At 54.4% G+C, this 23,597-nt stretch carries 20 protein-coding genes; 12 read left to right on the top strand and 8 right to left on the bottom strand.

Annotation, left to right across the window (positions count from 1 at the left end):
- Nucleotides 1–57: 57 nt before the first annotated feature.
- Nucleotides 58–891 carry a 3-deoxy-8-phosphooctulonate synthase gene (kdsA, locus tag HPY30_14605; protein ID QYZ67099.1) on the bottom strand — a complete coding sequence of 278 codons (834 nt, stop codon included), beginning with the start codon at nt 889–891 and terminating at the stop codon, nt 58–60.
- The gene (locus tag HPY30_14600) at nt 888–2,519 is read right to left on the bottom strand and encodes a CTP synthase (protein QYZ67098.1); all 1,632 of its coding nucleotides are present in this window, start codon (nt 2,517–2,519) and stop codon (nt 888–890) included. Before HPY30_14600 ends, kdsA begins: the two co-directional genes overlap by 4 nt.
- Nucleotides 2,520–2,866: 347 nt before the next feature.
- Here HPY30_14600 and HPY30_14595 point away from each other — a divergent pair, with 347 nt between their 5' ends.
- Together HPY30_14595 and fnr are read left to right on the top strand one after the other, a co-directional pair.
- Nucleotides 2,867–3,214, top strand: coding sequence for a hypothetical protein (locus HPY30_14595; GenBank protein QYZ67097.1), 348 nt, complete (start codon nt 2,867–2,869; stop codon nt 3,212–3,214).
- 186 nt (nt 3,215–3,400) lie between these two features.
- A complete protein-coding gene (gene fnr, locus HPY30_14590; protein QYZ67096.1) occupies nt 3,401–4,159 on the top strand; it encodes a fumarate/nitrate reduction transcriptional regulator Fnr in 759 nt (252 codons plus the stop codon).
- A 134-nt stretch (nt 4,160–4,293) separates the two neighbouring features.
- On the opposite strand, the gene dnaQ is transcribed toward fnr, so the two are convergent.
- Genes dnaQ through HPY30_14575 form a run of 3 tightly spaced genes read right to left on the bottom strand, consistent with a single transcriptional unit; the run spans nt 4,294 to nt 6,218 of the window.
- On the bottom strand, nt 4,294–5,016 hold the full coding sequence (dnaQ, locus tag HPY30_14585; GenBank protein ID QYZ67095.1) for a DNA polymerase III subunit epsilon: 723 nt from the start codon (nt 5,014–5,016) through the stop codon (nt 4,294–4,296).
- Nucleotides 5,013–5,453 carry a ribonuclease HI gene (rnhA, locus tag HPY30_14580; protein ID QYZ67094.1) on the bottom strand — a complete coding sequence of 147 codons (441 nt, stop codon included), beginning with the start codon at nt 5,451–5,453 and terminating at the stop codon, nt 5,013–5,015. The genes dnaQ and rnhA overlap by 4 nt, the downstream gene beginning before the upstream one ends.
- On the bottom strand, nt 5,454–6,218 hold the full coding sequence (locus tag HPY30_14575) for a class I SAM-dependent methyltransferase (GenBank protein ID QYZ67093.1): 765 nt from the start codon (nt 6,216–6,218) through the stop codon (nt 5,454–5,456).
- Between the two features lie 95 nt (nt 6,219–6,313).
- Between HPY30_14575 and HPY30_14570 the strand changes: the two genes are divergently transcribed.
- From HPY30_14570 to HPY30_14525, 10 genes are all read left to right on the top strand, one after another.
- Complete coding sequence (locus tag HPY30_14570; GenBank protein QYZ67092.1) at nt 6,314–7,996, top strand: LysM peptidoglycan-binding domain-containing protein; 1,683 nt, start codon at nt 6,314–6,316, stop codon at nt 7,994–7,996.
- 220 nt (nt 7,997–8,216) lie between these two features.
- Nucleotides 8,217–9,293 (top strand): mechanosensitive ion channel family protein, encoded by a 1,077-nt coding sequence (locus HPY30_14565; GenBank protein ID QYZ67091.1) that lies wholly within the window; start codon nt 8,217–8,219, stop codon nt 9,291–9,293.
- Between the two features lie 5 nt (nt 9,294–9,298).
- Complete coding sequence (gene cobO, locus HPY30_14560) at nt 9,299–9,835, top strand: cob(I)yrinic acid a,c-diamide adenosyltransferase (protein ID QYZ67090.1); 537 nt, start codon at nt 9,299–9,301, stop codon at nt 9,833–9,835.
- A gap of 119 nt (nt 9,836–9,954) precedes the next feature.
- Nucleotides 9,955–10,473, top strand: a complete 519-nt coding sequence (gene cobU / locus HPY30_14555) for a bifunctional adenosylcobinamide kinase/adenosylcobinamide-phosphate guanylyltransferase (protein ID QYZ67089.1) — start codon at nt 9,955–9,957, stop codon at nt 10,471–10,473.
- Between the two features lie 69 nt (nt 10,474–10,542).
- Nucleotides 10,543–11,613 (top strand): nicotinate-nucleotide--dimethylbenzimidazole phosphoribosyltransferase, encoded by a 1,071-nt coding sequence (gene cobT / locus HPY30_14550; protein ID QYZ67088.1) that lies wholly within the window; start codon nt 10,543–10,545, stop codon nt 11,611–11,613.
- Complete coding sequence (locus HPY30_14545; GenBank protein ID QYZ67087.1) at nt 11,606–12,226, top strand: alpha-ribazole phosphatase family protein; 621 nt, start codon at nt 11,606–11,608, stop codon at nt 12,224–12,226. Before cobT ends, HPY30_14545 begins: the two co-directional genes overlap by 8 nt.
- Complete coding sequence (locus HPY30_14540; protein ID QYZ67086.1) at nt 12,223–12,957, top strand: adenosylcobinamide-GDP ribazoletransferase; 735 nt, start codon at nt 12,223–12,225, stop codon at nt 12,955–12,957. The genes HPY30_14545 and HPY30_14540 overlap by 4 nt, the downstream gene beginning before the upstream one ends.
- A gap of 117 nt (nt 12,958–13,074) precedes the next feature.
- Nucleotides 13,075–14,775, top strand: coding sequence for a HAMP domain-containing protein (locus HPY30_14535; protein ID QYZ67085.1), 1,701 nt, complete (start codon nt 13,075–13,077; stop codon nt 14,773–14,775).
- Between the two features lie 140 nt (nt 14,776–14,915).
- Nucleotides 14,916–15,332 carry a GFA family protein gene (locus HPY30_14530; GenBank protein QYZ67084.1) on the top strand — a complete coding sequence of 139 codons (417 nt, stop codon included), beginning with the start codon at nt 14,916–14,918 and terminating at the stop codon, nt 15,330–15,332.
- Nucleotides 15,333–15,832: 500 nt separating this feature from the next.
- The gene (locus HPY30_14525; protein ID QYZ67083.1) at nt 15,833–18,907 is read left to right on the top strand and encodes a tetratricopeptide repeat protein; all 3,075 of its coding nucleotides are present in this window, start codon (nt 15,833–15,835) and stop codon (nt 18,905–18,907) included.
- Nucleotides 18,908–19,404: 497 nt separating this feature from the next.
- On the opposite strand, the gene HPY30_14520 is transcribed toward HPY30_14525, so the two are convergent.
- The 3 genes from HPY30_14520 to HPY30_14510 all read right to left on the bottom strand — a co-directional run bounded on the left by HPY30_14520 (nt 19,405) and on the right by HPY30_14510 (nt 23,503).
- The gene (locus HPY30_14520) at nt 19,405–20,994 is read right to left on the bottom strand and encodes an SUMF1/EgtB/PvdO family nonheme iron enzyme (protein ID QYZ67082.1); all 1,590 of its coding nucleotides are present in this window, start codon (nt 20,992–20,994) and stop codon (nt 19,405–19,407) included.
- An 88-nt stretch (nt 20,995–21,082) separates the two neighbouring features.
- Complete coding sequence (locus HPY30_14515; protein QYZ67081.1) at nt 21,083–21,325, bottom strand: hypothetical protein; 243 nt, start codon at nt 21,323–21,325, stop codon at nt 21,083–21,085.
- Between the two features lie 300 nt (nt 21,326–21,625).
- Nucleotides 21,626–23,503 (bottom strand): DUF4157 domain-containing protein, encoded by a 1,878-nt coding sequence (locus tag HPY30_14510; GenBank protein QYZ67080.1) that lies wholly within the window; start codon nt 23,501–23,503, stop codon nt 21,626–21,628.
- Nucleotides 23,504–23,597: the final 94 nt, after the last annotated feature.

Raw genomic sequence — 23,597 nt, 5'->3', positions numbered from 1 at the left:
TCTAAAAAAATTCTGTAGTAAACCGAAGAAATACTCTCCGGTTATGACAAGTTCTGGTCAGATGGTGGACTCGATAAAAGGCGCCGCCTTGACGGTGCTGTCGATGGCCATCAGGGTTTGCAGCAGCTCCTGGATACGGTCGAGGGGCCATGAATTGGGACCATCGCTCAGCGCCCTCTCCGGATCAGGATGGGTCTCCATGAAGAGGCCGGATATACCCGCCGCCACCGCCGCCCGCGCCAGCACGGGGATAAACTCCCGCTGCCCACCCGAACTACCGCCCTGCCCCCCGGGAAGTTGTACGGAGTGGGTGGCATCGTAAACTACCGGGCAGTGGCTTTCGCGCATCGCCGCCAGCGAACGCATGTCGGAGACCAGGTTGTTGTAACCGAAGGAGACGCCACGATCGCAGACCATAATCTGCTCGTTGCCTTCTGCCCTGGCCTTGTCCACGACATGCTTCATGTCCCAGGGGGCGAGAAACTGGCCCTTCTTGATATTCACCGGCAACCCCTGACAGGCCACATTGCGAATAAAATTGGTCTGGCGGCAGAGAAACGCGGGGGTCTGCAACACATCCACCACATCCGCCACTTCTGTCAGCGGCGTATCCTCATGCACGTCCGTCAGGACCGGCACATGGATCTGCTCCCGTACCTTTTCAAGAATCCGCAACCCCTCTTCCAGCCCAGGACCGCGAAAACTGCTGCCGGAAGAGCGGTTCGCCTTGTCGAAAGAGGACTTGTAGATAAACGGGATGCCCAGCTCTTCGGCGATCGTCTTCAACCGGCCTGCAGTATCCAACGCCAGTTGCTCGCTCTCGATGACACAGGGGCCGGCAATGAGAAACAGGGGCCTGTCCAGCCCGACTTCAAATCCGCACAGATTCATGCAATGCCTTCCCGGTGCTTTCTGGCTGCCTCTACGAAACCGGAGAATAGCGGATGGCCGTAACGCGGCGTGGAGGTGAATTCAGGGTGAAACTGGCAGGCCACGAACCAGGGATGATCCGGAATCTCCACGATCTCCACCAGGCGGCCGTCCAGGGAGCGACCGGCAATCTTCATGCCGGCAGTGACAATACGGTCCTGATAACTGTTGTTGAATTCATAGCGATGGCGGTGCCGTTCGACAATGACATCTTTCTCATAGAGGTCACGAGTACGGCTGCCCACCTCCAACTGACACTCCTGACCACCAAGACGCATGGTGCCGCCCATGTCTGAGTTCTCATCACGGACCTCCACACGCCCATCCGCATTGAGCCATTCGGTGATCAGTCCTATTACCGGGTGCGGCGTAGTGCGGTTGAACTCGGTGCTGTGGGCATCCGCCAGCCCGGCCACATTACGGGCAAATTCGATAACCGCAACCTGCATGCCCAGGCAGATACCCAGATAGGGAACCTTCTGCTCGCGTGCATATCGGGCAGCGGCAACCTTGCCTTCCACCCCCCGTTCACCGAACCCGCCGGGGACCAGAATGGCATCCATACCCGCCAACAGCTCCATGTTGCCTTTCTCCAACTGTTCCGAATCCACATAGTGGATATGCACCCGGCTTCCGGTATGCACTCCGGCATGAATCAGCGCCTCAGAGAGGGATTTGTAGGCCTCGGTCAGATGGACATATTTGCCCACCATCGCCACCTGCACCTCCTGCTCCAGTGCATCCAGCCCATCAATAAAATCCTGCCACTCGTGCAGATCCGCCGGCGGCAGATCCAGACCGAATCGCTGCACCACGATCTCGTCCAGTCCCTGCTCGTGCAGCATGGTCGGTATGCGATAGATGGAATCGGCATCCACGGCAGAGAAGACAGCCTCTTCCGGCACGTTGGTGAACAGCGCAATCTTTTTACGTTCCGCACTGGGCAGAGGGTTCTCCAGCCGGCACATCAGCAGATCGGGTTGGATACCGATCGAACGCAGTTCTTTTACCGAATGCTGTGTCGGTTTGGTTTTAATCTCGCTGGATACCCTGATGTAGGGGACCAGTGTCAGATGCATGAAGAGTGCACACTGATGCCCCATCTCCACTCCCATCTGGCGAATCGCTTCCAGAAACGGCAGGGACTCGATATCGCCCACGGTGCCGCCGATCTCCACCAGGCAGACATCGGCATCTCCGGCGCCACGCAACACGCTCTCTTTTATCTCATTGGTGATGTGCGGGATCACCTGCACCGTACCGCCCAGATACTCCCCCTTGCGCTCCTTGCGGATTACGCTTTCGTAGATCTGGCCGCTGGTGAAGTTGTTGCTCTGCCCCATCGTGGTACGAATGAAGCGTTCATAATGTCCCAGATCCAGATCGGTCTCGGCACCGTCATCGGTGACAAAAACCTCGCCGTGCTGGAAGGGACTCATGGTGCCGGGATCGACATTGATGTACGGATCGAGCTTGATCATCGTGACCTTGAGGCCACGGGCTTCCAGCAGAGCAGCGAGTGATGCGGCTGCAATACCTTTGCCAAGGGAGGAGACCACTCCGCCCGTTATAAAGATGAATCTGGTCATGAATTTTGTGCGCCAGGATAGAAAGAAAACAGACGGGCGTAAAAGGTACCAGAATGGCTCTTTTCCCTCAATCAAAAACCCATTATCCACTTACAAACACATCTTCTCTGAAAGATCCCCAAGAATTTAATGTTGAATCTCCCGAACCACTGTCTATAATCAATTGGCGGATTTCGCAATAATTACAATTCGGCTAGCGATTAAGGAATGAGGGAGTCTGGATCACTCCACGCCTCCTCTTCGGATTGACAGGAACTGTCGCATTGATGCACCACGACCTGTCCCGATCTTTTCCTGTCGGGTAGTTTTAAATACACAATGTCCTAATTTATATGAGGAACGTACGCATGCGTAAGATTTCTATGGTACTGGGCGCTGCAGCCCTGATTGCTGTCTCTTCCACCGCTTCTGCCTGGTGGGGCGGTCCTGGTTATGGCAACCGTGGTTGGGACAACAGCGGCTGGGGCGACGGCTGGGGCGATGGTTCTGGTGACTTCAACTTCGGCATGAGTGGCAGCGGCAGCGGCCGCGGTTACGGTCGTGGTTACGACTCCTACCGCAGCGGCTATGGCTATGGTCCTTATGGCTACGGCGCACCTTATGGCGGTGGTTACGGCGCACCTTACGGCGGTGGCTACGGCGCGCCTTACGGCTACCCGGCTGCACCTGCTGCGCCTGCTGCACCTGCCAAATAAAGCGGGTTAGATACAGTCGTATCGAAAAAGCCGCGCCCTTGGGCGCGGCTTTTTTGTCTGAAAATAAAATATTTCAGGCAATTTTCAATCCAATTGCGGCAATTTATGTGCAAAAACACTTGATCAAGCTCAATACAAATTGGAAAATAGAACTCCATCTCGATTCTTACGGACTGGAGCTGTATTTTGACAAACCGGAACGTAGTTTCCTTTGAGAATATCAAAGTCGCCTGCAAGAACTGCAGCCTGGCCACACTCTGTCTCCCCATGGGACTCTCCCCTGAGGACATGGAGCGTCTTGACAGTATTGTCAAACGCGGTAGGCCGTTTCATCGTGGCGACCATCTGTTTCGTGAAGGCGATAACCTACACAGCCTGCGGGTCATCACCAGCGGATCGGTAAAAACCTTCTCTCCCAGTGAGGACGGCGGCGAGCAGGTTCTCAGCTTTCATCTGCCGGGAGAGCTGATCGGCCTTGACGCCATCCAAAACGAGTGTCACACCTGCTCCGCCAAGGCGCTCGAAACCACCGCAGTCTGCGAGATCCCATTCCACAACCTGGAAGAGCTCAGCAGCAGCATGCCCAGCCTGCAACATCAGATGTACCGATTGCTAAGCCGGGAGATCGGCCAGGATTCAGAGATGCTCACCCTGCTGGGCAAAAAGAGCGCGGAAGAGCGCCTCGCAACCTTTCTGTTGAGTTTCTCGGAGCGTTTCAAAAAACGCGGTTTTTCCGCCACCGATTTTTTTCTCAGCATGTCGCGGCATGAAATCGGCAACTATCTGGGCCTGGCGGTTGAGACCGTAAGTCGGCTTTTCACCCGCTTTCAGGAAGAGGGGCTGCTGCATGTGGAACGCAAGCATGTGCAGCTGCTGGACCTGCCACGCCTCGCCACTATCGTGCATGGCAACGAAAACGGCCGATCGCACCAGAGGCATGTTTAATTTTACGACACTAATCTGACTGCAAATGTAGGCCGGTTCAAGCTTGTGGAACCGGCAAACATCATTGCAACGACAAGCCGCTTGCCTGATCCGCTGCGCTTGATCAGGCCTGCATAGCCGGCAAGCGATTCGGACTAGTCACCCGCAACTTCCTCTTCCCGCAGCCAGACGCAGCCATCGCCCATCTTCTGCAGCTGCGCCTCATGCACAGCCAAATCCTCCTCACTGGGCCGCACTACCTTCAGCCGGGGTCTTTCGCCGGACAGACGGCGAATATTTGATGCCGCCCCAGCCACATCACCCTCCGCGCCCTGACTGTCCAAAAACAGGGCAGTCTGTCCGCCCGTCATCAGCAGGTAGACATCGGCCAGGATCTCAGCATCGAGCAGTGCACCATGAAGCTCACGGTGAGAGTTATCGATATCGTAACGCTTACAGAGCGCATCCAGACTGTTGCGCTGCCCCGGGTGTTTCTTCTTTGCCATCACCAGGGTATCGGTGACCGCGCAGAGATCCGCAATGCGAGATGAATCCTCATCCAGTTTCAGCAGCTCGTTATTGAGGAATCCGACATCGAAAGGGGCATTATGGATGATCAGCTCGGCACCACGCACATATTCCAGGAAGTCGGCTGCAACATCCCCAAAGCGGGGCTTGTCCTCAAGAAACTCGTTGGTGATGCCGTGTACGTCGATCGCGGCCACGTCTATCATCCGATCCGGCTGAAGGTATTGATGGAAGTTGTTGCCGGTGAGACGGCGTTCAACCATCTCCACACAACCAATTTCGATGATGCGGTGACCCTGCGCCGGTTCCAGGCCAGTGGTTTCTGTATCCAGCACGATCAGGCGCGTCATTGATTCAGCTCCTCTATACCCTGGTTGGCGAGCTGGTCGGCCAATTCATTTTCCGCATGGCCGCTGTGACCTTTGACCCAGGCCCACTCAACGTCATGGTCCGCCACCACACTATCCAGACGCTGCCAGAGATCGGCATTCTTTACCGGCTTCCTCGCCGCTGTTTTCCAGCCGTTCCGCTTCCAATTGTAAATCCACTGGGTGATACCGTTTTTCACATATTGGGAATCAGTGGTGACACGCACCCGGCTGCGTCTCTTCAGCGCCCCGAGCGCCTCGATCACCGCCAACAGCTCCATTCGATTGTTAGTGGTCTCAGGCTCACCGCCGCAGAGTTTTTTCTCATGTTTGCCATAACGTAACAGCGCCCCCCAGCCTCCGGGGCCGGGATTGCCTTTACAGGCGCCGTCGGTATAGATATCAATCAGTTCGTCCATTCAGGTTCTCGTTGTTGGTTCCACCGCATTGGAAGGCAGTACCCGCTTGCCCATCCGCCAACGGGGTCGAATCGGCGTCAGCGTGACGGTTCGCTTGACTGCCTGCAAGACATACACACCCCCTATCACCGGCCACCACCTCTGGCCCATACCTTCAAGAAACTCGAGCCGCTGCATCAGCACCCTATTTCTCAGGGGCGGGCGATACATCAACTGATCACAGGATTCCAGATCAAAGCCCAGCAGAGTGAGCCAATCATGGATTCGCCAGGTTGTAAAAAAACGGCCGTTCCAGGGTGATACCCCGCTGCGACGACGCAGCAGCCGCCAGCCTCCCCACAGACTCCAGGGATTGAAACCAATGATCAACAGCCGTCCTTCGGGAATCAGAATCCTCTCCACCTCACGCAGTACCTGGTGGGGATGACTGGAGAAATCGAGGGTATGGGGCAGCACTACTGCATCCACACTGTCTGTGGCAAAGGGCAACAGGGCGGGATCCGAGCATAAACTCAACTCAGGATGCCCTCCCCTCAACGCTTTGCCCAGCACGACATGATGTCGCGCCGGACTCTTCTGCAGCAGATCAGCGGTGGGATTTGCGCAACCGATCTGCACAATGTGATGTCCGAACAGGGAGGCTACCCGCTTATCCAGACACGCCTGCTCCTGTTCCGACAGAAAGACACCCGGACACCCTCTAAACCAATGCGCCAGTTGGTTTTGTGTGCTGGTTCCCAGTTTTTCCCCGTTTCCACCGCCCATAATTCTAAACAGGTTCGACCTCATATCATTAAGATGGAAATCATACTCAGGTTTGATATTATTTTCCGCTTGGGAAGAAACAATAATTGTCTATTATGTTGAACTATAAACTGAGTCGCTTTTTTCTGCTCGTCCCACTGGTTGGAATTTTCTCAGCCTGTAACTCTCTGCCGGAAAAAGCGCCGGGGCATGCCCCTGAGCCTGTCGCACAGACAGAGGTTATTTCCGAACAGCCGGTCATAATTGCTAGCAATGCCGTATCCGAACTTCCCATTCTGAAGTCTGATGAAGCAGTTATTGAGCCGCTTCCGCACAGCGCTTCCGCATTACCCGTGGAAGCACTGTCCCAACCATCTCCCCAGCCACCCGCAGATGCCTGGGGCCGAATGCGGGACGGGTTCACCCTGACGATCCCTCAGCACTCCAGAGTCACTCAGGAGATCAACTGGTTCCGCAAACACCCTAACTATATCGATCGTATACAGCAGCGCGCCGAGCCGTACATCTATTTTATTCTGGAAGAGATCGACAAACGGGGCATGCCGGCGGAACTCGCTCTGCTGCCAGCCGTGGAGAGCGCTTTCCAGCCCTTTGCCTACTCCCCCGGCAGGGCTGCCGGCATCTGGCAGTTCATCCCCTCGACGGGCCGTCACTATGGTCTGAAACAGAACTGGTGGTATGACGGCCGCCGCGACATTGTCGCCTCCACCCGCTCGGCCCTGGACTATCTGCAGGTTTTGAGCCGCCAGTTCGACGGTGACTGGGAACTGGCTCTGGCAGCCTATAATTCCGGCGGCGGCACCGTTCGCAAGGCGATCAAGCGCAACCGAAAGAAAGATAAACCCACTGACTACTGGTCTCTTAAACTACCCAAAGAGACCAGCAGCTACGTACCCCGTCTGTTGGCCATCGCCACCCTGTTTGCAGATCCCGACAGCCACGGCATCACTCTGCAACCAATCCCGAATAGCCCCTATTTCGAAACCATCGAAATCGAATCTCAACTGGACCTCGCCCTGGCCGCTGAGATGGCGGACCTGTCGATCCAGGATCTCTACCAGCTCAACCCAGGCTTCAATCGCTGGGCCACCGACCCGGACGGCCCACATCAACTACAACTGCCGCTGGACAAGATCGATGATTTTCTGGCACAGCTGAACCAGTTACCTGCGGAAAAGCGTCTGCGATGGAAACGTTACAAGATCCGTAACGGCGACAGCCTCAGCGTGATCGCCAGAAAACATGGCACCACTACGAAAATCCTGCAGCAGGTCAACAAGCTGCGGGGGAATAATATCCGCGCCGGCAAACATCTGTTGATTCCCGTCTCCACCAAGAAACTCAACCACTACGCCCTGAGTTCAACACAACGCAAGGCAAAGATCCAAAACAGGAACAGAGGCGGCACCAAACAAAACTACACGGTAAAAGCGGGAGACAACCTTTGGGATATCGCCCGGACTTTTAAAATCAACCATAAAAAACTGGCTAAATGGAACGGCATGGCACCGGGTGACCCGATTCGCCCAGGACAAAAACTGGTGCTCTGGCTTCCTCAGAAGAAAACATCCAGGGTCTCTTTTCCTGACACACAGCCTGCTGGCATCCAGAGCACTGTGAACTACCGGGTGCGCAAGGGTGACTCCCTGTCACGCATCGCCAGCCGGTTCAATGTGACGGTGACGGATTTGAAACGCTGGAACAGCCTGCCAAAAAAATATCTACAACCGGGACAGCGGCTGAAACTCTATGTGGATATCACTGCCCAGACACTTTAAGTCGTACCATAATGTAGGAGCGGCGCCTCGCCGCGACTGGGCGTAGTCAAAGCTAAGTGTAGGTTGGGTTAGCGCAGCGTAACCCAACCTACATCGGGGCTTTTTGTGACAACCTCCTCGGGGAAGAAGAGCCTCCCAATTTGGATATGTTTGCGATATTTACAGGCAGAGCTTGTAACGACATATTGGCAGCCATGCCACCAAACAACCTGGAATAAAAATGGAATCCATCGAGTCTGAAATCCAGCCGCTGCTGGATCTCTTTGCTGGCCAACCCTATATCCAGTCAGCCCTGGTGGTGATGCTTACCCTCATGCTGGCCAAGCTTACCACCTGGTTCGTACTCGGCATCTTCCAACGCTTGACCAAGCTCACCACTGCACAGCTGGATGACGTCATCGTCCAGGCGCTCTATACCCCTATCTTCTACACCATCATCATGGTGGGCTTCTCCATTGCAGGTCACTTGCTGCCGGTCAGCCAGGAACTGCAGGATACAGTCATCGCCATCCTGCGATCGATCGGCATCTTCGTCTGGATGCGATTCTTCATCACGATCTCCAAAGCCAGCCTGAAAAGTCTGGCCACAGACAGCAACCGCCTACAATTCGTTCAGACCCAGACCCTGCCCCTGTTCCAGAATCTGGCGCTGCTTGTCATCATCGCCATTGCGATCTACCTGATCTTCGATGCCTGGCACATCGACATGAGCGCCTGGCTCGCCTCCGCCGGTATCGTCGGTATCGCAGTGGGTTTCGCCGCCAAGGACACTTTGTCGAACCTCTTTTCCGGCGTCTTCATCCTCGCCGACACACCCTACAAGATCGGCGATTACATCGTGCTCGACTCAGGAGAGCGCGGCGAGGTGACTCATATCGGCATCCGCAGCACCCGCATGTTGACCCGGGACGATGTGGAACTGACGATTCCCAACGCGGTAATGGGCAACTCCAAGGTGATCAACGAAACCGGTGGTCCTCACGAAAAATACCGCATCCGGATACCTGTGGGGGTCGCCTATGGCTCGGACATAGACCAGGTAAGGGCGCTGCTGATGAGGATTGCCATCGATTCCCAAAGTGTCTGCGCAAACCCGGAGCCACGTGTCCGGTTCCGGGCGCTTGGCGCATCGAGCCTCGACTTTCAGCTACTCTGTTGGGTTGATGAACCGAGTCTGCGGGGCCGGGTAATCGACCAACTGCTAACCGAGATCTACAAGTGCTTCAATCGTGAAGGGGTTGAAATCCCCTATGCCAAACAGGACATCTACATCAAAGAGATGCCTTCACGGAGTTGATTTTGATGAAGCCCAGGGAAAAATGTCACGGTATTACCCTGGTGAATACCGGCGAGGGCAAAGGCAAATCATCCAGCGCCTTCGGTGTGGTCTTCCGTGCCGCCGGCTGGGGCATGAAGGTCTGCGTGATCCAATACATCAAAGGAAATTGGAAGACCGGAGAACAGCAGGCCGCTTTGCGTTTCGACAATATCGAATGGCACGCCCTCGGGGATGGATTCACCTGGGATACAGAAAACCCTGAGCAGGATCGCAAGACCAGCCGGGAGATCTGGACCTTCAGCCAGGAGAAGATTCGCAGTGGCAAGTTCGATCTGGTAGTGCTCGATGAGATCAACTACTGCTGCGACTACGGCTGGATCTCCGGAGCGGAGATCGCCAACTTCATCCGCGAGCATAAACCGGCCTGGATGCACCTGATACTCACCGGCAGAAACGCACCGCCTGAGCTGATCGAAGTAGCAGATACCGCCACCAGCATGACCCCGTTAAAACATGCCTTCGATAACGGCATCGAGGCGGAACAGGGCATGGAGTTTTGACCTTTATACTAGGGCCTGTTTTCTGTAGGAGCGCCGCCTCGGCGCGAATTGGCGTTGCGGCAGTACACCTACGCCTTTTCGCCGCGAGGGCGCGGCTCCTACAGGCGTAATTATCCCAAATGAAAACACTGATTCTCGGCGGCGTGCGCTCCGGAAAGAGCCGACTGGCACAGCAGTATGCACGTGACTCAGGACTCCCGGTTTCCTACATCGCCACCGCCCGTGTGGAGGACGATGAGATGCATCAGCGCATCGAACAGCACCGCAGCCACCGTCCCGCTGACTGGTTATTGGTGGAGGAACCGCTGGCCCTGGCGGAGACACTGCAAAACCACGCCGCACCCTCCCGCTGCCTGCTGGTGGAGTGTCTGATCCTCTGGCTGAGCAATCTTCTGCTGCATGATGATACACAACGGCTGGCACGAGAGAAGGCCGCGCTGTTGGCACTACTGCCGACCCTGCCTGGAGAGATAATCCTGGTGACCAACGAGACAGGGCTGGGGGTGGTACCAATAGGCGAGTTGAGCCGTCGCTTTTGCGATGAGGCAGGCATGCTGCATCAGGCAATCGCACAATGTAGCGACCGGGTGGTGCTCACGGTCGCCGGACTGCCTCATATTCTCAAGCAACCTGAATAATTACAGCATGTAGGATGCGGTGAGGGACAAACCGCATCCTGCACACTTGATTCAATGGCAAAAAAAGCGATGAAGCAACGATATTCTAATTGGGTTCATGCCCCTGCCGCTAAACCGGATGCAGCCGTCCGGCAGGCCGCCGAGTCAAGACAGGCTCAACTGACCAAACCACCCGGTGCACTGGGTCAGCTGGAGACCATCGCCATCCGTCTGGCCGGCCTGCAAGGCAGCGTCTGCCCAACCATCGAGCGAGTCCAGGTCACCCTCTTCGCCGGCGACCATGGAGTGGTTGCAGAAGGGGTGTCGGCCTTTCCCCAGGCCGTCACCCTCGAAATGGTGCACAACTTTGCACGTGGCGGCGCCGCGATTTGCGTCCTGGCAAGAGAGCTGGGAGCCACACTGGAGGTAATCAACCTTGGCACCGTAGACCCGTCTCCCCCGCAATTGCAGGAACAGGTGACCGACCGACGCATCGCCGCAGGCACCGCCAATTTCACCCTCGGCCCGGCTATGACACAAACCCAGCTACAGGCCGCCCTCGACACTGGCCGGGAAGCCATCATTCAAACCAAAGAGAGCGACGCACAACTCTTCATCGGCGGCGAGATGGGCATAGGCAACACCACTTCGGCGTCCGCCCTCGCCTGCGCCCTGCTGAACTGCCCGGCAGATCTGCTGGCAGGCCCCGGCACCGGACTCGGCCCAGACGGCGTTTCTCACAAGGTGGCAGTGATAGAGAAGGCTCTCAAGCTTCATCGCCCTCATCTCACCGATCCACTGGAGTGCCTGCGTCGACTGGGTGGATTCGAGATAGCCGCCCTCACCGGCAGTTATCTGAGCTGTGCGCAACAGGGCCTGCCGGTTGTGATGGACGGTTTTATCGCCGGGGTCGCCGCACTGATTGCCATCCGGTTTAACCCGGATGTGGCCGACTGGTGTCTCTTCTCCCATGCCTCGGCCGAACCAGGACACAAAACCGTCATGCAGGCGTTACAAGTGACACCTCTGCTCGATCTGGGCATGCGACTGGGTGAAGGCAGCGGCGCGGCGGTCGCTGTGCCACTGCTGCGCCTCGCCTGCGCCCTGCACGCTGACATGGCGACCTTCGGGGAAGCCGGAGTATCAGAAAAGGATGACTAAGACTGGCGAACTGCAAATCGACCTGCTACGCCACGGGGAGGCCCAGGGCGGAAGTTGCTTACGTGGCCGCACCGATGACCCACTGACCGAAGATGGCTGGTCGCAGATGGAGCAAGCGGTTGGCCGGCAACAATCCTTAAATCAAATCATCAGCTCTCCGGCTAAACGTTGTGCCGATTTTGCCACATCGTATGCCAACCAACGGGATATTCCCCTGGGGCTCGACAGCGACCTTTGGGAGATGGACTTCGGCAGTTGGGAGGGACAAACTATCAGCGATCTGATGCAGAGCGAGCCGGACATCCTCAGTCGTTTCTGGCAGGATCCAATGACACAGGCACCCCCCGGTGGTGAACCCTTCACAGAATTCCGGCAACGGGTGCTCAACGGCTGGCAGCAACTACTCCAAAAACATGAAAGCGGGAGACTATTGGTGATCGCCCACGGCGGACCGATTCGTCTCATCCTGGCAGAGGTACTGGATATCCCGATGGAAAACCTGCTGCGTCTGGAATTACCCCACGCCGCCCTGAGCCGGATCAGAATCAGCCGCGATGCAAACGGCACCCTCTACCCCTCCCTGGTTTTTCACAATCGGAGCCGCCTGGAATGAAACCCTTTTTCATCGCCCTGCAGTTTCTGACCCGTCTGCCGAGCCTGAATTACAGCGGGCTTTCTGAACAGGAGATTGGCCGCTCACTGCTCCACTACCCGCTGGTGGGACTGGTCATCGGCATTCTGTTGTTGATCACCACATGGATGACGGCCGGTATCGACCCCATGATGAGTGCTGCCCTGCTGTTGGCTCTCTGGACCCTGGTCACCGGCATCCTGCACCTGGATGGACTCGCCGACAGCGCCGACGCCTGGATCGGTGGCGCGGGAGACCGGGAGCGCACCCTGTCGATCATGAAGGATCCCTACTGCGGCCCCGCTGCGGTGGTGACCCTGGTGTTGGTGTTGCTGATCAAATTCGCCGCCCTGGCTGTCATCATCCAGCAGTCGGACTGGAGCTATCTCTTACTGATCCCGGTTCTCGCCCGGGCACAACTGCTTCTACTCTTCCTCACCACACCCTATGTCCGAAAAAACGGACTGGGCGCTGCGCTGGCGGAGCATCAACCGGAAAAAGCAAGTTTCGTGGTATATGGGCTGACCACACTGCTGATATTGATCGGCTGGGGCTGGGATGGGATGACACTGTTATTTACCGCCATTGCCACCCTGCTTCTGCTGCAGAAGATGATGCTCTCCCGTATCGACGGAACCACCGGTGACACCGCCGGTGCACTGGTGGAGATTTGCGAAGCAGCTTTGCTTGTTGCAGCGGCAGCAATAGGGTAGGTGGATCTGATCAAGCAAGCAGATATGGACTGGACTGACACACTCAGATAACCTTAAATTTCCTGCGGCGTTTCGGTAAGCGCCGGGCACAGAAGCAGTCTTCGGGAGTGCATGAACATGAGCAAACTAACCAGAAGCTTTCGCATAGGCGAAAAAATTGGTTTCGGCTTTGGGCTTGTCGGTCTGATTTTTCTCATTGTGATCTGGCAGTATCACGATACCCTGCGGCAGTCGCTGGGTGACTATCAACAACTCCAGAATATCTTTGTTGCAAAGAAAATCGATATGTTGTCAATCGAAAGCAGCATGAGGGGAGCGCGCCAGGCAGAAAAGGAATTCCTGCTCTACCGGGACGAGGCATTTGCCGGGGAAGTGGATCGCCAGTTGCAACAGGCCCTGCTCGCCGCCGCCGATCTGGGCAGGGTCGACCCGGAGTCGATTCATATTGCGGACCGGATTACCGAACTGCTCAATATCTATCAGCAGAAATTTCAGGCAACGGTGCTGGATTGGCGCAAGATGGGGCTGGATCACAATTCTGGCCTTCAGGGTACGTTTCGAAATGCGGCCCATGAGTTGGAGACGATGGCCGGGCACTTCAAGGTGGACCGCCTCTATCTGCAATTGCTCCAGATCCGCCGGAGCGAGAAAGACCTGGGGCTAAGGCGGGAAGAGCAATACCTGGCGCAGGTGCTCGATCTCATCCAGGAGTTCGAGAGAAAAACAGCGGAGGCGCAATTCGAGGAGGGGGTAAAAACCCGGCTGTTTCACGAGATAGGGACCTATCGAGAGACCTTCAAAGCCTATGCACGCACTGTGCTCTCCGACGAGGACATTCATGGCGGCAAGGGACCTTTCCGTCAGGCGGCCCATAGAATAGAGGCGATACTGAACAGCCACCATGTTCCCGAGCTGGCAAATAACATCCTTCAGTTGAGACGGCGTGAAAAGGACTACCTGCTCAGGCATGACAAAAAGTACGTCGATATGGCTCTGCAGGAGCTGGATCGCATCCACACGCGGGTTGAACCGTCTGCCATAAGCACCGAACAGAAGACCCACTTTCTCACTCTTTTGAAAAACTACCGCCGGGACTTCACAGCGTTGGTCGAACAGAACGGCCACATTGACCGCATGACCGGGGAGATGCAGAGAGCGGTCTCTGAAATCACGTTACTGGTCAAGGAGAATGTCGCGACCGCCAATCAAGTCATGACGCGCATGGAAAAAGAGATCAACCTCTCATCGGATCAAAAGGAGCGCTTCTTGCTCTGGTCGGTTGCCGTGGCGACACTGTTGGGTATTATTTTTGCCATTTCCATCACCCTGCGTATCGTTCGCCCGCTACGGTCGATGGCCGGTATGCTGGACCAACTTGCATATGAAGAGACCACTGAGCGTCTGCCCTTCTATCCAGGCGCAAGAGATGAAGTCAACGCAATGGCCGGCTCGGTCAATACCATGGCCGACAACAAATCACGTTTCATTGCCTGGTGGAAAAGTTCAATGCGCGAGGCTGACGCCTGCGAGAATCTGGAAACCGTTCTGAAACAAACGCCAGACAAGCCGGAAAGGGATGAAGCTGAGCGGGAGTTCAGAAATGCATTGGCGGCTCGTCACGAACTGCTGTTCCAGCAATATCACAAACTGCACGTCTTGAACGGGGCGGTTATCAAACAGGCGGAGGCGCTGCAAAAGGAGGGACATTCAGGAGGGATTCAGATCAGCATCAACACCATCCGATACTCATCCCACTCCATGCAGAATATTCTTGAAATGGTTGCCTTCCAGGAGAATCAAAAACGGCCCGCGGTGTGATTTCCGGTAAAAGCGATAGCTTCCCAAGTTGTTCGAGGAATAAGAACAAACCGGTCATAGGAGATGTTCCTCTCCTATGGAAAAATCTTGCTTTCGAATCTATCAAATGAGCCAGTTCGTTACCGAAATAATGAAGAATAATGAGCGCAAATACCTATAAAGGCGGTTGTCTTTGCGGCAAAGTCCGTTTTGAAATAATAGGCAAAATAGAGAACATCATCTATTGCCATTGTTCGCAGTGTCGAAAAGCACAAGGCAGTGCATTTGCAACAAATGGGAATGTAGATGTAGAAAAATTTATTTTTATATCGGGTAAAAATGAGCTAACGGGTTATCAATCGTCTCCAGGGCAAACAAAATATTTCTGCAAACACTGTGGTTCCCCAATCATCAGCAATAATGAATCCGTTCCGAACAAAGTACGGGTTCGTCTTGGAACCATCGAATCAGATATACGCGAAAGGCCAATCGCGCATATTTTCGTCACATCAAAAGCGAACTGGGAAACGTTGCCCGATGATCTACCTCATTACGACTCCTATGAGCCAGGTAGATAGATGCGCACCTAATCCGTCCTGGGCCTATTCGGGCCTTCTCCAACACCCATTTTTCACAGTTGAATTGCCGAACGGACGTAGGCACGATCAGGCGTAGCGGATCGGGCGTTTTTGGTTTGATATAACAATGAGGCTGCCGGTTACGCTGCGCTTGAACCGGCCTACGCTTTCAATCGGCTTGCAGAAAAAACCGGCAAAACGTGAGTCAGTGGAAGTTTTTACTCTGGCCCTAATCTCGTAATTTCTAAGGAAGTCCTAATTCATTGGGTCATTGTCATCTCGACCGTAGGGTGAGATCTCAAACTACAGGGTGCTTAACAGGTTTCGAGGTATGAGATTTCTCACTACGTTCGAGTAGTGCTACACGGATGTAGCGTTTACGAACCTAAGGATTCTAATGACAATTAATCAGATGCTCCTTAAACAATAATTGGTTCTATACTGCGGAAAAGTATCGGATATATTACTTCCAACAATTTTAAATAAAGCAGAAACAAGCAATGGCATCCAATATTGCAAACCGCCATGTACGGATTTTCGTCTCCTCGACCTTCCAAGATCTCGAGAAGGAACGTGAATTGCTGACACGTGAGACATTTCCTGCGATCAGAGAGAAGATGGCAGAACGACAGGTCACGCTAAGTGAAGTCGATCTTCGATGGGGAATTACAGCGGAAGATGCTGAGCAGGGCAGAGTATTACAACTTTGCTTGGAGGAGATAGATCGCTGTCGTCCATACTTCGTCGGTATCGTGGGCAACCGTTACGGTTCAAGAATAGAGCCTGATACAGGAACAGTAGCAAAATATGATTGGTTACGGAATGCTGCAGGCAGCAGTATAACCGAACTCGAGTTTCTTTATGGAGCGTTGAACTCACCGGATACAGCTCAAAGAAGCATATTTTACGTTCGTATCGATGCGGAAGGAGCTCATTCTTCTATGGAACTAAGGGCGCTCGTGAAAAAAATCGAGGATGCGGGGCTACCTCTTCGTCGCGGGTGGCGTGAACCTCGTGAACTGGCGAACCTGCTGGCTGAAGATTTTCTCGCACTTCTCCAAAAAGAGTTTCCAGACGAAACTCTCGATCAGTACGAACTGGTTGCTTCCCAGCATACTTATTATGCGAAAAATGCAGCAGCAACCTATGCGGCGAACGAAGACAATCTTCGCCGTCTGCACAGTTTTGTTGAGTCGGATGAGCCTCCGCTAGCAATAACAGGTGAGGCCGGATGCGGTAAAACTGCACTTCTCGCTGTATTTTCAGGATTTCTAGCAAAAGAGTCCACTTTCGTGCATTTCGTGGGCCCGCTCACTAACAGCACCGATCCAATCTTACTGATGAGACGATTGCTAAACTGGCTCACACGCGTGATAGGAGTCGAGACGAATGTGGATGTCGGGGCTAATGACCTCAAGAATGTAATTGACACCGCATTAATAAATATTCCGAAAGGAAAAAAGATTACTGTGATAATCGACAGTGTGGATTTACTCAATGATGTTCATGAAGCGCGACGATTTGTATGGTTGCCGAGACATCCGCCGCCAAATGTTCGATTGATTATCTCCAGTCAAAATCAAGATGTGATTGACGCTACTGCGCGACGTGGATGGGAGGTACATTTACTTGCCCCGCTTGATGTTAAACAACGCGAACAGATCGCGCAACGCTATCTGAAACCTCATGGAAAAGCTCTGAGCCGAAGCCAACTAGAAGTTGTCAGCAATAGCCATCAGGCGGGCAACCTCCTGTTTCTTCAGACAGCTCTGACAGAACTGCGTCTTTTCGGTGCTTTTGAGCTGCTAGACGCACAATTGGATAGGTTACTAAGCTTTCGTGATACCGAGGAACTTCTGGGGAAAATTATTGATCGCCTAGATAAAGAAGACCAGTCCGGGAGCGTACGATGTCTTCTGGAAATGCTATGGGTCTCCCATTCAGGAATGACCGAAAACGAAATCATGAGTATAGCCGAATCAGAGGGTCGGCATGCTCAATTGGTTTGGGTGGCCACGCGTCGTTCGCTTGAGGCGCATCTCGTTGAGCAAGCGGATCGAATTCGAATATCCAGCCATTCATTGAAAAACGCAGTGGCAAAGAAATATTTTTCTGATGCTGATGCAGCGATAAAAACGCGCCATCTTCTGGTTTCTTATTATGGGGGCTTGCCGTGTGTACGACGTATTCAGGAGCTTCCTGCCCAGCTAATCGCGTTGAAGCAGTATGAGGAACTCTACGCTCTGCTAGTCGATATTGGAAATTTCCAGGCATTTCCAGTTGAAGAAAACTCAAGACCACAGTTGCAATTCTTGTGGCAATTCTTGCCCTCATTTGATCCCGTAGCTGGATATATTGAATCGTTCGAAAAATTCCTGGGTGAAAAATCACCCACACTGGATGAACAGATCTCTATACTCAATGAACTCGGTCTATTTTTTGGGGAACTCTCTCGGCACGACGGAGCAGCGAGTGTCTATAAGCGCGCACTTTCCCTTGCGACAATTGTGCATGGCGAAAACGGTCCAGAGACTGCAGTGCATATCAATAATGTTGGCCACGCGTTACTGCAGAACGGTGATCGGGAGGCGGCCAATACACATTTTCAAATGGCAATAGATTTGTGCCAAGCTTCAGCAAAGCCCAACTATACCCTTATTGCATCGTTTATTGACAACCTCGCGCAGACTTTGACCTCGCCAAAGGACGCAACTGAGGTTTTTCAACGCGCATACTCACTGCGAAAAAGTGTCCTTGGTCCGCATTCGCCGGCCACTTTACGGAGTTTACACAACCTTGCTCAGTCCACTTACAAGTCAGGCGATATCGATGCGGCTGAACATATGGCGCGTAAAGTAATTGATCTTCGTGAAGACGTATTAGGCTGGGACAATTTATATGTGGCGATCAGCCGTGGTCTGCTGGCAGCAATACTCATCGAGCGTCAGAACTTCGAAGAAATGGAGAGCCAACTCATGGGAGCTATCCAAGTATATGAAAAACAAAGAGGTTACGATCACCCTTCCACATTGAACCTGAGAAACCTGTTCGCGGTTGCGTTGTTGAGGCAAAACCGGGGCCGTGAAGCAGAACCCTTGCTTAGGGAACTGATTGAGCACTTCCGGGAGAATGGCGATCTGGAATCACCGTTTGCGATCACAGTGCTTCACAACCTTGGTGTTGCCCGCAAACAACAAGGCTATCCAAATGAAGCGTTGTCCATAGTTGAGGAGGCTATTTCCCTGGAAAGAGTGCATGCTGATATCGACACACCGCAGGAGCTTACTTTTCAAAACACTCTGGCCGGAATATTGGTTGACTTAGGGCAGCGTGACGCTGCTGAGTGTAAGTACCGGGAAGTACTAGAAAAGAGGCAAGAACTGATTGGTGAAGAGCACCTTGATACTTCGCGAACCCTGCACGAACTGGGAAAATTATTGCTGTATATCGATCCGGTGGAAGCCGTTAAATGTCTAGAGCGTGCGGTTCGCATACGTTCCAAAAAACTCGGTATGGAACATAATTTAACAAAAGAGAGTGAGGAGGTACTTTCTAAAGCACAACGGATATCCTGAAATATTTTGAAGTGGCTAATTCTACTTTGTCAGCTTGGACCTAAAAGCAACTAACTGAATAAAAATGAATCCGTTCCGAACAAAGTGCGGGGTCGTTTTGGAGCCGTCGAATCAGGTATATGTGAAAGGCCAATCGCGCATATTTTCGTCTCATCAAAAGCGAATTGGGAAACGTTGCCCGATGATTTACCTCATTACGAGTCTTTTGAGCCAAGTCGATAAATGCATTTGTTACGACGGTCAATAGATTGTGGAGTGGGCTCTACAGGCGTATGGCAACTGCATCAAGGCCCTAAACTCCCGCCGAGTTGGATGCCGGCATCCAGGGCTGGGTCAACCATGTACGTTACGCCGATAGCTGGGGATTGCGCCGTAGCGTATTCAACCGCCTTGCCGCAAGGGGACGGTAAGTGAAAATGTAGGTGCGGTGCCACCGCCGCTATCGCGGCGGATCAGAGAACAGAAAATCAGCGATTCAGTGTTCAGCATCGCAGTGGTCAGTCTTTCATGATGGGGGACGAACAACTCAACCGAAAACCCAGAGCGTCGTAACGGTCGTCCGGCCCGACGAAGCCGTTGCGAAACGACGCGCGGGCGAAGTCTCGATCGTAGATCCAGGACCCGCCGCGCAACACGCGTCTTTCCGTGCCGCTGGTTTGTGTATTGACTGGATCGCCATACTCGTTCATACACCATTCCCAGACGTTTCCTGCAAGATCCGATACCTCTTGTACTGAGTCACCCTGGGGATAGATCCCTACTGCCGTGGTTCGTCCGAGGTTGTGAGAGCCAGCGTCACCCCGTGTTTCATTAATATTGGCCTGCCCGCTTTCGTACTTCTCCCCCCAAGGATAGTCCTGTCCTGGGTTGCCGCTCGATGCCGCCTGCTGCCACTGCCACTCTGTCGGCAGACTCACCCGGAAGCCCAATCGGTCGGATAGACAGGCACAGAAAGCCATCGCCTCGTACCAATTAACTCTTTCTCGCGGGTGATTGGGTTCACTCCGGCGAGGTGTTTTCAGGGAGTCTGGTCCACCATCCAACCCTTCCCACCACTTGGGGTTGGCATAACCTTCATCACCCTCGATAAAGGCCTGGAATTTAGCATTGGTGACGGGATAGCGAGCCAGGTAAAAGCGTTCGACCGGGAAAGTACCTGCATCGTCCTCCAGGCTGACTTCATCAGCGGCGGGGATCTCACGCCACTCAATATCGGGTAATCCATTTTCATCCAGCCCGACCCCGGGGCGTGGATCTCCGATGCCACCCAGCACCCTCCCCGCCTCGGCCCGTTCCTCGATTGTTAAAGCGGTGGAATCTTCGATAAGTTCGACAATGAGCCTGCGTATCTTTTTACGCTGACGGGGAAAGCCGGTGTCGTCCAGGCCAGTCAGCCCCAGTTCCATCAGGCTCAGGCCCGCCAACACCGAGACCTGGTGGCGGATGGTTTCGACCGCCTCTTCAGCAGTCTCCAGCATATCCTCGATGTAGCCGATGGCGGGGCGGGGTTTCTTGCGCTGCTCCAGGACCGCCAGCAGGAAGGTCTCCCGCCACCAGACCGGATCGGTGCATACCTCGCGGCTCAGGGCATCATCGGTGCGAGAACTGAGCCAGCTCATGGCCAGGTACTCCTGAAACGAGCGATGGGGAAAGGCGTAGTGGTCCTGGCCACTGCTGATAAGGATACCGCTATGCTGCTCCAGGTAGGCAAGCAGATCATCCCGGCCCAATGTCGCCAGCAGGGGTTCAAAGACGTCCAGCAACAGACTACGACTGATATTGGCGACACCATTGCTGTCGTGCTGTTCACGCTGGGTCTTGTGCGCCGACCACGCAAGTTTCTGCAGACATTCACGCAATATAGGTTCCGGCAGGCTAAGAGGCTGACCATCGCAGTTGCGAAAACAGCGGTTGGCCCGCCACTGGTAGAGCAGCAGGTTGACGCTGTCGCGGTAGAGTTCAGCACGGTCCTCCGGCAGACTGCCGCCACTGACGTGCAGGGTGGCGATGAGGGTCAGCAGCAGGGGACGGCGGGCCAGTTCCCGCAGGTGTTCACGGTCTTCGACCCGTTGCACCATATCAGGCACGCGAAGCTTCAAATCCTGTTCGCGCAGGCCGAATCTCTCTCTCGCCGCCCGATACCAGCCGTGGATGAACTGGCTTCGCTGTCCTTCATCAAATGGGGTGAGGAAGAGCGGGGTGATAACCGGACAGGCGCCAGCCGGGATCGGTGTATGCGTAGGGACGGGCGGTCAACATGAAGCGGGGCGACGCCGGCAGCTCTTCCACCAGCGCACGAATCGCCTGCAACAGGTGAGTACGGCGCTCACCGGCGGCAGGTACCTCGTCGAGTCCGTCGAGCAGGATCATTCCCCCTGGGGTTAGCGGTGTCCCGATTGTAGGCCTAGAAAAAATCACGCACCGTCTGGCGCTCTTCGGCCATATCGCCGGGTGAGGCGAGGAACACATGTTAGATCTTGCGATCAGCGGGTTTCGGCGACGACATGGTTCATCCCTGGTTACGACGGTGGAATATAACCTACGGATCTTTTGTTGGAAATTCAATTCCGTACATCTCAGGATCATCAGCATCTCGACCACGGGAAGGGGTCTCCTGCTTGCATCCCGTTGGCAGCAATGTAGCACGAGATCTCTCCCTGCGGTCGAGATGACAAATGATCAGGGATATCGCAGGTAATGCGGAATCAGACAACCCCATCAAGGCCCAGCCGCTGCGCCGACCAAACCCAGCACACTCTCGCCGGAGAGTCCATCGAGCGCGGTTCGAGTACCTCGGGCGTAGTTTGGATGAGCATCAATGGCATTTTCAAGATTGGTGGTGATAGCCGCCTCGCTCATCGCCAGCGCGGCCACGACATTCGCTTCTGATACGGAGGGATCCTGAACGATAATTCGGGTGCATATGTCCCGATAATGCGCAGTATTACCTTTTGCCGCCAAGACCATTGCCCATTGCAGCAGAGGGCTGGTGGCTGATCGTCTGTAACCGCGAATGGCCGCAGGTTGATCTGCAGCCGGGAGCGCCAGAATCTGGTCCATTGTATATTGCATTTGGCTGGTATAGGCTCGCGCCTCAAGTTCAAGCACACGGCGCTGTGTGATACCTGCACTCGCGGCGTCATCGGCGGCGTGGGTCAATTCATGGATGACCAGTGCTCGCGAATCAATCGCCGCAACGTTCAGACTGGTCGGCAGATAGAGCGTATCCCCTTTTTCCTGGTCTCTCCTGCCTATCGGTGAGTAGAAGGCTCCGGCGCCATTACCTGCTGTCAAGCTACGGAAGGCACGGGGGATCAGTGCATCGATCTTTATCTGACCACTCCTTATCTGCCCTGCGGTAGAGTGGCCTGCTGTCCGGGCGATGACATAGACGATCCCGGCCATCACTTTATCCCCCGAGCTACTGTCAGATGCCGCATTCAACATCGCACCCAATACTTCAAGGGAGGGAATGCTGTGTGTTTCCATATAGGCAATCATCGCAGTCGCCTGTCTCTGGAACTGTGGACCGGCATGCCGAAGAATTTCCGTGGTTGCCGCCGCATCAGCTTCAGCCAATAAGACCATTCCACGTTCAAGATCAACACCTAATGTCGTGATGGCTGTCCACAACTGCAGAATGAGCGCATCCGGTATCTGCTCCCGTCCGATATTTCGCACACGTTCACGGTTGGCCGCAGTGATGGTGTTGATCGCAATACTCAGCGCACCCGTTCCGTGCGCCTGAAGCAATGGGACATTGACCGGATTGAGCATCGCCGCCATCAAGAGCCGTTCAGCGTGGTTTACCGAACCTCTGACCTGCAGCGCATAGATACGCAGTGCATTGAGTTCGTTATCCGTCAGGGCGCCATCACCGACAAAACGTTTTATGCGTCTGAAGAAGCCCGCCGTGATACCACCACCGACCCGAAACAGATAGTTACCGGTAGGCACGTTTGCCGCATCGAGCTCAATCTCCCGTTGGACCATGGAAAACCGTTGCAGGCCTCCAGCGCCACGATTCTGCTGCACCACATGGGTCAGCTCATGGGCCAGCAGGTGTTTTCCGCTTTTCGTCCCGGGATTGTATTTTCCTGAGTTGAAATAGATGTCTTTCCCGTGGGTAAACGCCTGGGCACCGACAGCCCGGTTCAGGCTGGCGGATTCACTGTCTGTGTGTAGCCGAACATCACTGAAATCGAAACCCATCGACTGCGACATCTCCGTGTGGGTACGTTTTGGCAGTCTACTGCCGTTTCCCCTGGAGGATTGCAATCTGGCCGCCATACCCGCGGGCGCGGAAGGTGCGACTGCCCGGTGACTCGCCCGCCGTTGAATGGTGAAGAAATCCTGCTGTTGCGGTGATGAAGCGTGTTCAGAACGCTGAACAACTGCGGTGGCGACGTTATCGGCTTCCTTCTCATACTGATCGCCGGGCTGTCCAATCGTCAGCTTTGCCTGAAAGAAAGCGCCCGGCTGAGACCTTTTTCCCGATACCTTGCCGGCATGGGCGAAAAAAGGTTGCTCCTGCCTGTCAACCGTTTGGATTCCACGCCGCCTGCGTGGCCGGTATGCTCTAATGTCCCTGTTCATGATGTCGGTGTTTTTCAGATCCTTCCTTAAAAGGTAGACCACTCTTCAATGATCTGCCCGTAGAAGCACCGCTCCGGCACGATCCGGCATAGTG

The sequence above is a fragment of the Gammaproteobacteria bacterium (ex Lamellibrachia satsuma) genome, from assembly GCA_019623805.1.
Classification (GTDB): Bacteria; Pseudomonadota; Gammaproteobacteria; order Chromatiales; family Chromatiaceae; genus QGON01.
This window is presented reverse-complemented; position numbering and strand designations above follow the sequence as displayed.

Bases quoted from the DNA above. Each gene is read 5' to 3' on its own strand.
- HPY30_14535 (QYZ67085.1), top strand. From the start codon at position 13,075: ATGAGCAAACTAACCAGAAGCTTTCGCATAGGCGAAAAAATTGGTTTC.
- cobU (QYZ67089.1), top strand. From the start codon at position 9,955: ATGAAAACACTGATTCTCGGCGGCGTGCGCTCCGGAAAGAGCCGACTG.
- HPY30_14530 (QYZ67084.1), top strand. From the start codon at position 14,916: ATGAGCGCAAATACCTATAAAGGCGGTTGTCTTTGCGGCAAAGTCCGT.
- rnhA (QYZ67094.1), bottom strand. From the start codon at position 5,453: ATGGACGAACTGATTGATATCTATACCGACGGCGCCTGTAAAGGCAAT.
- HPY30_14540 (QYZ67086.1), top strand. From the start codon at position 12,223: ATGAAACCCTTTTTCATCGCCCTGCAGTTTCTGACCCGTCTGCCGAGC.
- cobO (QYZ67090.1), top strand. From the start codon at position 9,299: ATGAAGCCCAGGGAAAAATGTCACGGTATTACCCTGGTGAATACCGGC.
- HPY30_14600 (QYZ67098.1), bottom strand. From the start codon at position 2,519: ATGACCAGATTCATCTTTATAACGGGCGGAGTGGTCTCCTCCCTTGGC.
- cobT (QYZ67088.1), top strand. From the start codon at position 10,543: ATGAAGCAACGATATTCTAATTGGGTTCATGCCCCTGCCGCTAAACCG.
- HPY30_14575 (QYZ67093.1), bottom strand. From the start codon at position 6,218: ATGGGCGGTGGAAACGGGGAAAAACTGGGAACCAGCACACAAAACCAA.
- dnaQ (QYZ67095.1), bottom strand. From the start codon at position 5,016: ATGACGCGCCTGATCGTGCTGGATACAGAAACCACTGGCCTGGAACCG.
- kdsA (QYZ67099.1), bottom strand. From the start codon at position 891: ATGAATCTGTGCGGATTTGAAGTCGGGCTGGACAGGCCCCTGTTTCTC.
- HPY30_14510 (QYZ67080.1), bottom strand. From the start codon at position 23,503: ATGAACAGGGACATTAGAGCATACCGGCCACGCAGGCGGCGTGGAATC.
- HPY30_14570 (QYZ67092.1), top strand. From the start codon at position 6,314: ATGTTGAACTATAAACTGAGTCGCTTTTTTCTGCTCGTCCCACTGGTT.
- HPY30_14545 (QYZ67087.1), top strand. From the start codon at position 11,606: ATGACTAAGACTGGCGAACTGCAAATCGACCTGCTACGCCACGGGGAG.
- HPY30_14595 (QYZ67097.1), top strand. From the start codon at position 2,867: ATGCGTAAGATTTCTATGGTACTGGGCGCTGCAGCCCTGATTGCTGTC.
- HPY30_14565 (QYZ67091.1), top strand. From the start codon at position 8,217: ATGGAATCCATCGAGTCTGAAATCCAGCCGCTGCTGGATCTCTTTGCT.
- HPY30_14525 (QYZ67083.1), top strand. From the start codon at position 15,833: ATGGCATCCAATATTGCAAACCGCCATGTACGGATTTTCGTCTCCTCG.